Here is a 15,352-nt window from a genome sequence, read left to right as displayed (position 1 = left end):
GATATTAAAGGGGCTTTTCATCTTTATTCTTTTCTAACTTAACATCATGTTCCTTTGCGAGTTTTTTTACGTCATTCTGATATTCACGCATCATTTTACGAGCGGTGTTTAGCTTTTCATTCGCCTCGTTAATCATGGTGCTGTCTTGATTCTCAATCGCCGAAACAATTAACAGGAAGGCACTTGCCTGGATATTGGTAGCTTCAATGTAATCTTCATGAATATTTCGTAGCTCATCGGTTTCAATTTCCACCGCTTCTAAATCTTTAATAAACTCATTGTACTCAGGAATAATCTCTGCCTTTAGGGCATCGTACAAGGATTGATCATCGGTATAGTTTGGTCCGGTCACATCATCATATTTTCCCACGATTTTCATCTCTTCCTTACCAAGTGAAGGCATCTTTTCGTTTACGTAATCCAGTAGATCATCCTGCACAGGATCGCCACATCCGGAAAGAAGGAAAAGCATTAATAGAAAACCAGCAACGATGTATTTTTTCATTAGCCACCTCCCTCGAATAGGGTATTCAAGGGAGGAAATGTCCTATTCCAGAAAAAGTTATCAGTATTGATATAAAAGACCTATGAAGAAATACATATTAAAACTGTTTTGCATATTATAAAAACTGGAAATTTACCGATAAATAAATATGGATAATACATGATTAGGTGATGAACATGAACTGGACAAGTCGCATAACAGAGGGAATAGAAAATTGGTTAACTCTATCCCTTCTAGAGGAACAAGAAAACCTTAAGCCTTATATACAAGAACTAACAAACATAAAAGAAGATTTACAAGATGAATTAACGGTTATGATCGCCGGTGAATTTAATGCCGGTAAATCTACATTTATTAACGCACTTCTCGGTGAACGTGTTGTAGCTGTAGATGTGATACCAGCCACTGCTGTTATCACAAAGTTAACTTATAATACGCATGAAAAAGTCATAGCTCATTTTAAAGACAAAACGATAAAAGAATTTGATCGACAATGGCTTAGTCAGCTGACAACAGAGGAACACGGGAAATTTGAATTTATAAGGAAAAAACTTAATTACGTAGAAATACAGTTTCCAAACGACCTTTTAAAATACTTTACAATTGTCGATTCTCCAGGTCTAAATGCCAATCACTTTCATCACACCGAAATTACGGAGGATTTTTTAGGTAGAGCAGATGTTGTTTTGTGGTTATTTCATTATCGTGAAGTAGGCACTGCTACTTCATACCAATGGCTTGGAAAATTAAATGCATTAAATATTGAACCTATTGCTATCATAAATGCGATTGATTCCCATAACGATGAGCAAGATATTGAAGATTATTATGAAGATAATAGGCAAAGGCTTAGTAATCAAATTAAGATTACTGACCTGATCGGTGTATCAGCTAAAGAAGCGCTGGAAGGAAAGCTTAATAATGACAAAGAGTTGCTGGACTGGAGCGACTGGTTCAAAATAGATGAATTGTTTCAAGAATTAAGAGAAAAAAGAGTAAAAATAAAAGCTGAAAGAGCATTATCAAAATTAGTACAGCCTTTGAAAGAGATGGATATAGAGTTTATGAGATTGTGGTCAGAATTAAAAATTTCTGATTCACTTGAGCTTATTAAAAATTTTCAAACCGAACTTCCTTCTTTGGTAATAGAAAAAGAAAAGACCATTAAAGAATTAGAGACAATCTATAAACAAAATCGCGAGTTAGAGAAAATATTGCCGCCTGAAATAAAAGAACCAAAAAGGAGTTTGGAAGTAGCACAAAACATCCTTTTAAAAGTAGAACCTTTAGAATCAGTAGCATTCTTCAATCAATCTGAGACTGTTTCTCTTATTCAAAATACGATTCCAGGTGTGATTCGATCAATTGATCAAAAAACAGTTGAATACAAAGAAGAGTATTTGAATTTAAAGGAAAAAAGAGAAGAACTGGACTATGAGTGGCAAATATTACAAAATATAAGGTTCTTTAAGCACTTAAGACATAAAAAATATGAAAGAAAGCAAATTGATCTAAATATTGATATTCAATACTTACATAATAGAGAAACGGGTTTGAAAAAGTTACATACTAAGTTGCTAGACTCCTTTAATAAACTAGACGAATCTTTTGGAGAATTTATAACAGAAGAAACCAATAATCTTATCTTTAAAGAGAAAGAAATCGTCAATCGTTATAAAACTCATTATCAGTATTTAACTAAGAAGTATGGTGAACTGGACGAGAAGCAATTAGAAGAAATAACAAAGTTTCATCGCACTATTCACTTCTTTGTTAAAGAAGTTCTTTCAAATCTCATTACAAAACAAGAGGATATCGTTGAGCTAGATTCTTACAAGGAATGTCTATACATCGCTCAAAACATTTACGCCATGTTTACAAAGTTTGATGGGATAGAGAATGTTTCATATTTAACCTCCTTAAACGAGAAACAAATACATGGAGATAGGATTGTAAACAAAGAAATCAATCCATTCTTACCATCTAAGGCGTTTCACATAGTATCATTGAAAAGTTTGAATCCTTTAAAACATCCAGTTGTTACACATACAAAATTCAGTAAGAATGAAAAGATTTTTGTTTTAAGTGCTTCAGCTCTAATTGGCTTAAGTATTTTTCTTACCGTTCAGGGTGGTGTTTCTACTGAAAATGCAGATGCAGATTACGAGGAAAATGCCGTTAGCACTGTAAATGATGAGTATGAGGAAGAAGAGATTGAAAGTTTAGATGATGCGAATTCAGCGGTAACACCAATTGAGCAACAAGATTTGAAGGAATTCCTAAATACAGTACATAGTGATTTGTATGATTTGAAGGTTCTTCCAAGCGAAGGAGTTTTTTCTGAGCAAGCATGGGCAAATTTTGAGTTATTTTACGACGGAACAGCAGCTGCAGAAAATTATTCATTTAGCATTTTTAATATTAAATACGTCGATGACTACACGGCTCTTGTTACAGCAACTGAGAATTTTCAATTAGAACAAACGGACCGGATTTATAAAGTAATTTATACGATAAACTTGATAGGATTAGATGAATTAATGATTGAGGATGTTTCTTTTAGTGTTACTGAAGAAGAAGCAATCTCTATTGATGTTGAGGATGGGTTGATAGAAGATACTCTTCAATTATTTAGAAATGATTATATGACTGCTCTCAATAATGAAAACTTTGACCTGATATCTTCCTATTTCAGTCCTACAGGTACGGCTCGAGAAGAGTTGTATAACTATATAAATTCCATTAGTGGAAAGGGTTACACCTTTATGTTTGAGCAATTCAATGTAACTGGGATTGAGAAGACAGGTCCGAAGACGTATGTTGCTTCAACAAATGAAGTTTTTGTTTTTTCAGATGCACAAAGTAACAAAACAAAATATGTTAAAACAAAAGAATATACTTTAAGCGCAATCTCACCAAATGAGATAGCTATTGAACAAATTAAGGATTTATCTAAAGAAACAGAATCAATTATAGAATCGACTACAGAATTGGTAACAGAAGAAGATGTAAATGAATTTATACAAAATCATTACTATAGGTTAGAAGTAGCTTTTAATGGGTCAGGGTTTAATGTTTTAGCTCCTTATTATGATCGTAACGGAACTGAATATGATCAAACAGAAGGTTACATTAGTAATGCAATAGAAAAACAAATGAAAATGAAGAATCTTTATCAAGAAGTACAGACAATTGAAAAAGCTGATTCCAACCACTATCTTGTAAACTTTTATGTAGAAGATGAATATCGTTACCGTGACGGTTCAGGAGATCGAAAGAAAGTAAGCGTGGAATATCTTCTGAAAGTAACCAATGAAGGTAAGCTCCTTATAGAGAGCATACAAGACCTAACTGTATTAGAAGAAATAGATATTACTGAGGGAGAATAAAAATGAGTTTCTCACTAATGAATTTTATTAAAAAGAAAGATCAAATCGTTAAAGAGCTTGAACAGCTTACTTTTCTATTAAATGAAATGGAAAGCAGGGTAGAATTACAAAAGCTTACCGAAATTATAGATCATATCAAACAAGAGAATTTTCAGATTGTAGTGGTAGGGGAATTTTCACGCGGGAAATCCACTTTTATTAATTCGTTGTTAGGGAAACAATTACTGCCATCATCAGCAAATCCTACGACCGCTCTATTAAATGTCATTAAATATAGCAAAGAATCTTATATTAAAATCCGGTTCCATGATGAGAATAAACAAGAAATGAAAATTAATGAAGAAATGTTTAAAAAACTTATTGCCCCAAAAGAGCCTATAAAGGGTGATCCAGAATCTGAGGCAGCTTATCAAAAACATGCGGATACACTAAAACAAATTCAAAGTGCTGAAATTGGCCATCCACTTTCTTTTTGTGAAGGCGGTGTGACATTAATTGATACCCCAGGAACAAACGATCTGGATGAAGCACGTGAGAAAATTACTAATAGTATTATCCCGCGATCCGATGCTGCAATCTTTCTTTTGTCAGCTAGAAAAATATTGTCTGAATCCGAGTTAAGCTTTCTTAGGGACCGCTTGTTAAGCAATGATATTCAAAAAGTATTTATTGTAGTGAATTTTAAAGATGAATTAGAAAACCCAGAAGCAATAGAAAAAGTTCAAAAATACGCCTATGACAACTTAAAAACCATCTTGAAAGAACCAAGAATTATCATGATATCCGCTTTGCAAGCTTTAAACGCAAAACGATCAAGTCAGGGTGAAGAACTAAAAGGTAGAAGAGGAAGACCGATAAAAATTTGGGATCTTGAATCAACGGGGATACCTGAACTTGAAAGAAGCTTGTCTGAGTTTCTTCAATATAAGCGGGGCAAAGTGAAGTTGCAGCGTCCTATAAAAAGAGCAGAAAAATTAATTAATGAAGTATTAGAGAAGAAGATCAAATTTGAAAAGAACACACTTTCTCAAAAGAAAGTTGGCTTGAAAGAAAAGGTAGAAGCTTTCAAACCAAAACTTTCGGCTATACATGCTGTGGGAAAAGAATCTCTTCAGAATATTAATATACAACTGAGCAGACAAGAACTTGAAATAACAAAATGGTATGAAAGTGAATTGCAAAAAATTGCGAATCAAGCCATGAAAACATATGAGCAGTTTTTATATTTAGATATCCAATCCATAAAGCAAACAATAGAACAAACCATTGCGCCATTAGAAAGAGATTTGCATACCAAAAAGATAAAACGAATGACTGAATCCGCTAAGACAGTGATTAAAGACCAAAGTAATAAAGTAAATGAACAGTGGCTAAAGCTTGAGAATGATCTTCTGCATATTCATCTTCCTGACGGTGCTGATCAAGATCATGCACTTGCATTGGTGGGTGCATCTTCTTTTGAAACAAGTTATTCACCTTCCATATTCGACGAGATGTATGAAGGTTTAAATCAGGCATGGGAGCAAAGTAATAGTTTTATCGGAAAATTGGCGATTGGTGCAGGTTTTCTAGCAACGGGTGTACTAGATGCAGTTTCTTCTTTTTTCTCTTGGTTAACGGGTGATAGTGAAAAAATGAAGTATAAACGTCAACTAATGGCTAAGTTTGAGGACTCGAGCAAAAAGAAACGAGCAACATTCAAGAGTGAGTGGAAAGGCATGGTTAAGTCTGTGAATGAACAATATGAAGGGATTATCAATCAAAACGTTCAACAGATGGAGCAACAGCTTCAAGTTTTACTCGATAGTACTCGTTTAGAAGGCGTTCAACTGCAGCAAAAACTAGATTTATTGGAACGCAGAGAAATTCGTTTAGTACAAATAAAAACTCGTATCAACCACTATTTTAATGAGTTAGACCAGAAAACACATGAAGAAAAGGTTGAGATATATTCATGAATTATTCATTAGAAAAAGATCATTTGTATAAAAAAATTGTGGAATTGCAAGAAACGGTATTAAATTTGTTACCCGAAAGCTCTCAATGCAAGACAATCCAGCAATTAAAAGAAGATATAATAAACGATTATTATACGGTTGTTGTAGTGGGTGAATTTAAACACGGTAAATCTACCTTTATCAATGCGTTATTAGGTAAAGATATTATGCCAAGAGATGTTACGCCAACAACAGCAACCATTAATGCAATCTTTCAAGGCAACAAAAACGAGATTCATATCGTAAAAACTAATGGTGATGTAGAAAAGAAAGAACTTTCATTGGAAGAACTGAAAAATTATACGGCTGAAGCAGACTTTGACCCAGATGACATCCAATTCATTAAAGTGTTTACGGATTCAACGCTCATTAAAGAAGGAGTTGTTTTAGTAGACACACCAGGAGTAAATGATCTGAACGAACATCGCTCATCCATTACTTATCAGTTCATCCCACGGGCAGACGTTGTATTGTTTTTGACTCCAATGACTAGTGCCATAAAGAAAACAGAGAAACGATTCATTGAAGAAAATCTTCTGAAAAATGGTTTGGATCGTACAATTTTTATTGGGAACTTTTCAGATTCAGTGGAAGATGACGAATATGATGAAGTCTACGAATTTATGAAACGTCGAATCGAGAATGTAACAGGTTTTCCAAATGTCCCAGTATATCCTTTGTCGGCAAAAGAAGCACTCCAAGGCAAGGTTAGAAATGATAAAGAATTGATAGAGTACTCGGGTATTTTAGAAATTGAAGAAGAGCTGAAAAGGAGAATGGAATCGGGTGTACAAAGCAAAGAAAAATTAGAAAGATTTCATTTTCGTTTTGAGGTGATTGCAGGAAATCTGCAAAAAGAAATAGAAACAGCTTTGCACCTTACCAACCAGTCAATTGAGGAATTACAAGAACATCTTCATTCGGTTCGGAATTTTTTAAATAACCAATCAGCTTGGGAAGTCCAAATCCAAAATTACTTATATGAACAAGAAGATGATATTAAATTCATGACCTATAAGTCGCTCAACTACTTTGGAGAGAAACTAAAAGAAGATATAAAGGCAAAAGTTGAACTCTTTCAAGGTGCAGATATAAAGAATTTAGTAGAATCTCAAATACCCGTCTCCATAAAAAGTCAGTTTAAGAATTGGGTAGACCAATATGGAGAACACATTCAGAGTCTTCTAATGAAATTACATACTGAAGTGGAAAAAGGATTATCTTCATCCTTTAACCAAAGAATTCAAATGAATCATTCTAGACAGAGTCAGCTTTCTTTTGAAACGGATATCCCTGTGTTAAACATGACCAGTGGGAATGCTAACGTAAAAGCTGGTCTTATCATGGGTGGAGTTAGCACCGTTGCTATATTATTAGGTGGACCTTTTTTCATCCCTTTAGTAGGTATGGCTGGAATGCCGTTTCTGTCACAAAAAGTAGCCGAAAAACAGCTGCAGAACCTAAAGCCTGAGCTCCTCCTTGCTGTTGAAGGACAAATAAATGTTCTGCTAGAAGAACTTCATCGGAACTTAGATACGTTCATTCATAATCAAGTTAATACCATAAAAAATGATGCATTAGATCACTTTAACCGGGCGATACAATCATATGAGCACCTTATAAATGAAGAAATGAATAAAAAACAAGATGAAACAAACAAAGTGGTTACCTATCAAACAGAGCTAAAAGAATTAAGTATTATGTTAGAGAGTCACTTTAAAAAGATTGATGCAGGAGTAAAGTAATAACACTAAGGAGGAAGAATGATATGAGTGATTGGGATTCCAATGGTATTGATGTTTCAAATTCTTTTGATCAAGATTTTAAAAGTAACTCAACTGATCTAATTACAGAGCCGATCCATCAACTTGATCATAATACCTTTTCTCATTACAACGGGGAACATGAATGCTTTAACTTCAATGATCCTTTAAAATATTGCTATAAACACCAGTTCAAGCCGTTCTTATTAGACTTTGGGAATGGAGTTCATTTCGTAAAACCACATTACGTAGAAGGGTACATGAGAGAAGATGGTACTTATGTAAACGGTTATTATCGAGATGGAGATGGAAACACTTCCATCAATCGTGATGAGAATCATGGTGGAGGGTATTTGAGAAGAGATTAATATTTTTTCAAAAGGTGCCGTTTAATTGGCACTTTTTTCTGTAATGGGAAAGTTTTTTTAATAATTCAATGATAGGATTATGTACAGAAAAAGGAACCCCTTTTAATAAAGTAATTCTTATTACTAATTGTTATAATTTACAAACTACCTTAAAATGTATTTATCATATAATGTTCGGAGGTAACACAATTGAATAAATTAAGGATAAAAAATTTAAGGTCATTAGTGGATACTGGAGAAATTGAACTCAAGCCTTTAACGGTTCTTGTAGGAAAAAACAGTTCTGGAAAAAGCACTTTTTTACGATACTTTCCTTTAATGAAACAAACGCTTGAGACCAGAACTAATGAACCTATACTTTGGTACAGCCGATTTGTAGATTTTGGAAGTTACAATGAAAGTTTAAATTCTAAAAATAAAAATGGTATGATGTCATTTGAATTTGAGTTTACTTTACCTGAAAGCGTTTTTTATAGAGAAGTACTACGAAGATATTATATTCGTCCTATTGCAAGAGAAATGATAGATTCAAATAATAATTTATGTTTTAATTTAAAAATTTTCTTTTCAGAAAAAATTATTGAAAAAATAATAATAAATTTTGAAGATCATGTTATTAAAATTGATATTAAGAATAAAGAAAAAACAATGATAGTAAATATTAATGAAAGTGAAAAAGAACTTAATATTTTTTCACCTCATTATTCAATAGGTTCTGTTAATTTTCTTCCCAACCTTTTACTTAAAGAAAGTTTTAATATGGGGCATACTGAACAATTTTTCAAAACTAATTTAATTAAGAAGATACAAAAGCTTGCAAATAATAGAACTGGTGAAAATACAATTGAACAAGTTATAAATAATTTTCTAATAGGAAGTTCTAATAAAATATTTAAAAGCATTAAATGCCAAGAACCACAAGCTCAAAAATTAAAAAGAAATTTACATAAAATTGAAATTGATGATTCGGTTTTTAGAGAAATTAAACATGACTTAATAGGTATGTACCTTAATCCCATAATTAATGTTTGTAATAGATATCTTGAATTGAATTTTTCAAATGTTAAATATATCGCACCTTTAAGAGCAAGTGCTGAAAGGTACTATAGGTATCAAGGGCTTTCTGTTGATGAACTTGATCCACAAGGGACAAATCTTACAATGATGTTAAACAATATGACAAATAAAGAAAAACAAATATTTAATGCTTGGATAAAAAGTAATTTTGGTTTTGAGTTACATACTTTCACTCAGGGAGGACATACATCTTTAAAAATAAAGTTTGATGATAACACTGACTTAATAAATTTAGCTGATACGGGTTTTGGTTATTCACAGGTGCTTCCTATTATTCTTGTACTATGGAAAGCTTCTCAAAATAATATTAAAAATTCTCGTCATAGACATCCTATAGGTTTAAGAGAAGCATATTATAACTCTACTTTAACAGTAGTAATTGAACAGCCTGAGTTACATTTACATCCTGCTTTGCAAGCAAAGCTGATGGATGCTTTTTTACTACTTATAATGATATCTAAAAAAGAAGGATTAGATCTAAAAATTATTATTGAAACACATAGTGAAACAATGTTAAACCGTATTGGGTATCAAATTGCGAAAAATAAGTATAAGTTTAATAATGATTTTGTAAATATTCTTATATTTAATAAAGTAGATACCTATGAATCGCAAATAGAATCTACTTCATATACATCTAGTGGTAAATTAGCAAGTTGGCCGATTGGTTTCTTTAGCCCGGAGGATTGTTAATGTTAATAAAACTGGACGATTCATTAATAATTTGTTTGAAAAATGATTTAGATAATTTTAACCATTTCAGCCCGGAAATTAAATCATTGAATAACATAGCTAAAGCTTATTACGAAGGCTATCATGTAATAAGTGTTGATTCAATTGAACTTTTAGAAATGCTAGTACAAATTGATGTGCTTGAGGAAGTTTCAAAAAGGATTTACCAGTCTCTTCTTGATAAGTTTGTTTTTTTACCAGCGTATGAAGAATTTTGTAGCGATTATATACTAGTTAAAGGTAATGATTTTAACTTTAGTAGAATTGAAAATAAACAACAGTGTATCTTTGAAGTTCCATTAAATCATTTTTCGGTACTTCAATCAATTTCTGCTACTAGTTTAGTGTCTGAGGATTTAAGTGATTGTTTATTTTATGAAAAACTCGCAAAAAAATATATACAAGAAAATAAAAATCATATCAACTTTAATTTAAGTTTATCGCCAACTCCTGGAAATGGTGATGGAACATGTAAACTATATGAATATAAATTAAAATCTAAATTTATTACATTTGTTATTGCAGATAGCGATAAGACTTATCCAGAAGACACTGTGGGAAATACTCTTTCAAAAATTAATACTATTTACTCAGCTAATAAAAATGGAAGTATTACTAATGTTTATGAATTAACAGTTCGTGAAAAAGAAAATTTGATATCACCTTCTTTATATTTATTGTGTGCAAATAATAGCATAAGAGGGACTCTAACCAAATTAAAAAAAATCGAAGAATCGGAGTCTCTTAGTACAAAGTTAAAATATATAGATTTAAAAGATGGTATAAAAGCGAAGACATTGAAATCTAATGAAACTCGAAAAAAATATTTAGAAGATTTATTTAATGAAGTATCTGATCTTTTTGCATGTAGTTACGACGAAATAGAAGATAAACACGACGAATATCCTATTATTAACGGAATAGGATCGGCATTAGAAGATTTTTATAATGATATTCTTGGAGATGGACTCGAGAAAAAACTAACTCAAAAGAAGAAAGTTGCTACTAAATTTAGGATTCCTGAAGAAAGTATAAAGAATATTGAGTTAAATGTTATAAAAAAGCAAAATCTTTTTAAGTTAGTCCCAAATTATATAAAAGATGATTTGGAGTTTATTTGCAAAAAAATTATTTCATGGGGATGTAGTTCTGAATTTATTGCTTAAGCATTCCAATCAGTTTTTAACAAGTAATCGGCAGTGATTGTAATATTATGGTTGCGTTATAATAGAATCATCTTTATGTATTTAGGAGGAACCATGTTACAAAAATTCGGTTTTTCACAATATGAGAGTCAGGTATTCGAGGTCCTTGCTTCAAGTGAGGAACCGATGGATGCGACGAACATCGTTAAATATTCGGGTGTACCGAAATCAAAGATATATGAAGTGCTCACGCGCATGATCGAAAAAGGGATGGTCCTGGATTCGGTTTCTGAGAAGAAAAAGCTGTATACCGCATTGCCATTATCGATCGTGATCGAGAAGCTGACGACGGAATTTCAGGAAAACGTGGAGCGTCTAAAAACGAGCACATCGAAAAGAAAGTTTTATGATGAACACGTATGGAGTCTAAAGGTAGATTCATCGATTCGAGCACAGACGAAGCGGATTCTCCAAGCGGCTGAAAAATCGATTAAGGTTTCCGCTTGGCAGGATGATGTTCGTGATTACTTGCCGATTCTTGAAGAAAAAGAAAAGCAGGGAATCGATGTGGAAGTGCTTGTGGTCGGAGAGCTGGAGTCTTCGCTAAAGAACGTACATACACTTATTCCGGCGCAGGAACACCATTCGTTGGAACGCTTTCGCTTAGTGGTCGTTGATGAAGCAGAAGTTATTTTTGCCGGGGTGGAAAGTGAGAGCTGGCAGGCGATGAAAACAAAATCACGACCTTTCATTAAAGTTTTTATCGAGTTCTTTTATCATGATGTGGCTTTGGCGAAGATAAATGAGAAGCACTCGGAACTGTTAATGAATGATGAAGAAATTAGAAGTGTTCTGATGAAATTGAGGTACTAAATTAAGAGGAATGAACTAAGTGGATACTTTAGTTCATTCCTTTTTTGTTATATAGATTCCCTATGGACGAAAATGAAGAGTCTATGAACCGAAATGTCATGTCTATGAGTCAAAATCTTGAGTCTATGGGTCGAAATGAACTTCTATGAACCAATCATAATTCTATGAGCCAAAACAAAATGTCTATGAGTCAAACGGGCCATCCTATGAGTCAAACCCGAGGATATAAAAAGAGCATAACTGATAACAGTCATGCCCTTTACATTATTATTGTTCTGAACTAACTACTTCCAACGCCATTTCGATCATGTCATTGAACGTTGTTTGACGCTCTTCTGCAGATGTTTCTTCACCAGTGAAGATGTGGTCACTTACTGTTAGGATGGATAGTGCGTTCACACCGTATTTTGCTGCGATTGAGTACAATGCTGTTGTTTCCATCTCTACAGCTAGTACGCCGTTTTCTGCAAGCTTCTTCACGATATCCATGCTGTCACGGTAGAACAGGTCAGCTGTTAATACGTTACCAGCTTTGATCTTTAAGCCTTTTTCTGTTCCAGCTTCATACGCTTTTTTCAATAGGTCGAAATTTGCGCATGGTGCGAAGTCGATTCCTGGGAACGCTAGGTGGTTCATTCGTGAATCTGTAGATGCTGTCATCGCCAAGATTACGTCACGCACTTTAACGTCTTGCTGAATCGCGCCGCATGTTCCAACACGGATTAAGTTTTTCACGCCATATTCACGAATCAGTTCGTTCGCGTAAATCCCGATCGAAGGAATCCCCATGCCTGTCCCTTGAACAGATACGCGCTTTCCTTTGTATGTCCCTGTGAATCCAAGCATACCGCGAACTTCGTTGTAGCATGTTACGTCTTCTAAAAATGTTTCTGCGATATATTTTGCACGAAGCGGGTCTCCTGGTAAAAGAATGCTTTCTGCAATTTCATCTTGTTTTGCACCAATATGAATACTCATTTGTCCACCGTTACAACCCGTTATTGGTTGCTGTAACGGTTTCACCTCCTCAGAATTTTCTATCTCTCATTATCATGCCATAGTTTTACGAGACTAGCTAATGGTATGGGCAGTTCTCTCAGAACGCTCCTTTTTTGTTATGGAAAGAACTGCTGTACCTAATGCCAGTATGACCAAAAATCCGCCTACTGTTGCATTCATCTCTACAGATGCCTGTTCAATCACGATTCCGCCAATCATCGATCCGAAAGCAATGCCGAAGTGAAGGGCAGAGTTATTTAGACTTTGCTGAATATCGGATGTCTCAGGAGATGACTCAATAAGATAACTCTGCATCGCGGGTGTAATGGCCCAGCTGAGCATGCTCCAAATGATCATGACCACTAAAAATAACGGAAACGCAAAAGTTGTATATGGAATCATAAAGATTGAGATGCCAAAGATGATTGTAACGCCTAAAATAGTAGGCTTGGTGCCGAACCGGTCAGCGAACATGCCACCGAAACCCCCGCCAAATACCGCTGCCACACCGAATATCAAGTATACAATACTTACCCATGTTCCATTAAGCCCGAGCGTCATTTTTAGAAAAGGCGTTAAGTAGCCGTATAACGTAAGGTGTCCGGCCAGGAACAGGAATGAAGTTAATTGAGCATACAATACGGTTCGATCTTTTAGCGTGCGCAGTTGCTGCCGAATTGGGATTGCCGGTTTAGGTTCGAGCCGTCCCATAAAGAAATACACGCCAAGTATGGATAACACGGTTAGCCCTGTTATCAAGATAAATGGAGCACGCCAGCCGAATGCATTTCCTAGCATTAAGCCGATTGGAATTCCGAGTACTAGCGATGCACTAATCCCCATAAAGACCACGCCGATCGCGCGGGCACGGTATTTTTCTTCAACTATATTGGAAGCTATAGTTACACATAAAACCACTAGTAATGAACCGCTGGCTGCTGATAAGATCCGTGCAATTAATAGCATCGAATAAGTAGGACTGACAATTGCGAGTATGTTTCCTAATAAGAATACAACCAAAGAGACTAAAGTCAGACGCTTTCTCTCTATTTTAGCGGTCATCGTTAATAAAATTGGTGCCGCAATTGCAAACACCAGCGAGAAAATTGTGATAAGGAATCCAGCTTTTCCTAAACTCACCCCAAGATCCTCTGCCACTAAGTCTAAAATTCCACCTATAATTAATTCAACCATTCCCACAACAAAGGAAACGATCGTCAATAAATACACACGTTTATTCAAGTATATCTACCTTCTTTCAAAAAGTAACCACTGTAATGGTAACTTATTTGCTAGGAGGTATCAATGTTAATTTTATACTAGTGAATAATAAAAAGATTTAATATGCTCACTTTTAAAAAAGCTTCTTTTCATAATTGTTATAATAATTAGTCGACATTATAAATACTTAATGTAAATTACTAGGATTTTAAGTTATAATTTATATTATTTATTTTAGAAGGAGTATTTTAATTTGGACGGTTTATGGCTTAGTATAGTTAGTTTAGTTGTTGGGATGATTGCTTCGTATTTGGTATCCTATTATTTCTTTAAAAAGTCATCTAAAAATAAATCATTAACACCTTTCTTACAATTTTCATCTTCACCTTTAGATGGCCTTGATCAAGATTTAAAAGAAGACTTAAAAATTAAATATAAACAAAAAGAAGTTGAAGATTTATTTGAAGTGCAATTTTTAATTGCAAATACTGGTGAAAAAGCGATTAGTAATTTAATTGAGCCCCTAACTTTGGTTTTACCTAATGATTGCGAACTTTTAGATGCTAATATCTTATATAAAAATCCGGATGGCAGGAAAGTATTAATTAGTCTTCAAAACCAAAGACAATTAATAGAGTATAACTTCCCTTTATTAAATGCAGGAGAATTTTTTATTACTAAGCTATTAATTAATGGGTCTCCATTATTATCAGATTTAAAATTTACAATAGAAGGAGAAGAGCTTCCACCTGAATTAGATATTAAGGAATTGCCACCAGAAGCTCTTATATCTCAAAAAAGTGAAAAAAGAGTTAAGTTTAAATTAGAAATGTTTTTAATTGGTATTTCCTTAACATATTTCGGATTGATTTTAATAAATCTATTATACGGAAATTTAGATAGGCTACCTTCATTAAATAAATTAGGTTTTATTAAATTTATGTTTAATTTATCTTTTATTGATGTGGTAATCTTAATGTCGATTTTTCCAATAATATCATGTTTGGTTTTAGGAGTCTTATTGATTTTAAGCTCTATTTTTAATAATTTTAAAATACATTTTAAAAAGAAAAAAAATACCTTTATAGTTCCTGACAATAAAAACTTAAGAAGAATTGGGAATTTTTATTATACAGATTATTAAAAAAAGCATCGATATCGATGCTTTTTTTTATTTACTATTATTAATAAAATTCGTCATGTATCGGATAAGCCCTCCATATAGTAGTAGTAATCATCATAATAGTGGCTTCTAGAAAAAGACTGGCCAGTGATTAGAGGAG

Annotated in this window: 11 protein-coding genes; 8 read left to right on the top strand and 3 right to left on the bottom strand. The window is 33.5% G+C overall.

What is annotated here, in order from left to right; genetic code table 11:
• Positions 1–4 precede the first annotated feature (4 nt).
• Positions 5–505, bottom strand: a complete 501-nt coding sequence (locus tag ACFQ4X_RS14330; protein WP_379836211.1) for a hypothetical protein — start codon at positions 503–505, stop codon at positions 5–7.
• 176 nt (positions 506–681) lie between these two features.
• Here ACFQ4X_RS14330 and ACFQ4X_RS14325 point away from each other — a divergent pair, with 176 nt between their 5' ends.
• The 7 genes from ACFQ4X_RS14325 to ACFQ4X_RS14295 all read left to right on the top strand — a co-directional run bounded on the left by ACFQ4X_RS14325 (position 682) and on the right by ACFQ4X_RS14295 (position 11,849).
• Positions 682–3,894 carry a TcaA NTF2-like domain-containing protein gene (locus ACFQ4X_RS14325; protein ID WP_379836209.1) on the top strand — a complete coding sequence of 1,071 codons (3,213 nt, stop codon included), beginning with the start codon at positions 682–684 and terminating at the stop codon, positions 3,892–3,894.
• Positions 3,895–3,896: 2 nt separating this feature from the next.
• Positions 3,897–5,852 carry a dynamin family protein gene (locus ACFQ4X_RS14320; protein WP_379836207.1) on the top strand — a complete coding sequence of 652 codons (1,956 nt, stop codon included), beginning with the start codon at positions 3,897–3,899 and terminating at the stop codon, positions 5,850–5,852.
• A complete protein-coding gene (locus ACFQ4X_RS14315; protein WP_379836205.1) occupies positions 5,849–7,636 on the top strand; it encodes a dynamin family protein in 1,788 nt (595 codons plus the stop codon). Before ACFQ4X_RS14320 ends, ACFQ4X_RS14315 begins: the two co-directional genes overlap by 4 nt.
• A gap of 23 nt (positions 7,637–7,659) precedes the next feature.
• Entirely contained in the window at positions 7,660–8,022 is a 363-nt protein-coding gene (locus ACFQ4X_RS14310) for a hypothetical protein (RefSeq protein ID WP_379836203.1), read from the top strand.
• A gap of 189 nt (positions 8,023–8,211) precedes the next feature.
• Positions 8,212–9,792, top strand: coding sequence for an AAA family ATPase (locus ACFQ4X_RS14305; RefSeq protein WP_379836201.1), 1,581 nt, complete (start codon positions 8,212–8,214; stop codon positions 9,790–9,792).
• The gene (locus ACFQ4X_RS14300; RefSeq protein ID WP_379836199.1) at positions 9,792–10,997 is read left to right on the top strand and encodes a hypothetical protein; all 1,206 of its coding nucleotides are present in this window, start codon (positions 9,792–9,794) and stop codon (positions 10,995–10,997) included. Before ACFQ4X_RS14305 ends, ACFQ4X_RS14300 begins: the two co-directional genes overlap by 1 nt.
• A gap of 93 nt (positions 10,998–11,090) precedes the next feature.
• Entirely contained in the window at positions 11,091–11,849 is a 759-nt protein-coding gene (locus tag ACFQ4X_RS14295; RefSeq protein WP_379836197.1) for a TrmB family transcriptional regulator, read from the top strand.
• A gap of 267 nt (positions 11,850–12,116) precedes the next feature.
• Here the strand turns inward: ACFQ4X_RS14295 and deoD are convergent, their stop codons facing one another.
• Both deoD and ACFQ4X_RS14285 read right to left on the bottom strand, forming a co-directional pair.
• Positions 12,117–12,827, bottom strand: coding sequence for a purine-nucleoside phosphorylase (gene deoD / locus ACFQ4X_RS14290; protein ID WP_379836195.1), 711 nt, complete (start codon positions 12,825–12,827; stop codon positions 12,117–12,119).
• 93 nt (positions 12,828–12,920) lie between these two features.
• Positions 12,921–14,090 carry an MFS transporter gene (locus ACFQ4X_RS14285; RefSeq protein ID WP_379836193.1) on the bottom strand — a complete coding sequence of 390 codons (1,170 nt, stop codon included), beginning with the start codon at positions 14,088–14,090 and terminating at the stop codon, positions 12,921–12,923.
• A gap of 232 nt (positions 14,091–14,322) precedes the next feature.
• On the opposite strand from ACFQ4X_RS14285, the gene ACFQ4X_RS14280 reads away from it, so the two are divergent.
• Complete coding sequence (locus tag ACFQ4X_RS14280; protein WP_379836191.1) at positions 14,323–15,213, top strand: hypothetical protein; 891 nt, start codon at positions 14,323–14,325, stop codon at positions 15,211–15,213.
• The last annotated feature ends 139 nt before the right edge of the window (positions 15,214–15,352 follow it).

Origin of the sequence: Fictibacillus halophilus (assembly GCF_042680145.1) — a bacterium.
In the GTDB taxonomy this organism is placed as follows: Bacteria; Bacillota; Bacilli; order Bacillales; family Fictibacillaceae; genus Fictibacillus; species Fictibacillus halophilus_A.
Note: the sequence above shows the minus strand (reverse complement) of the source record. Positions and strands in the feature narration are given on the sequence as shown.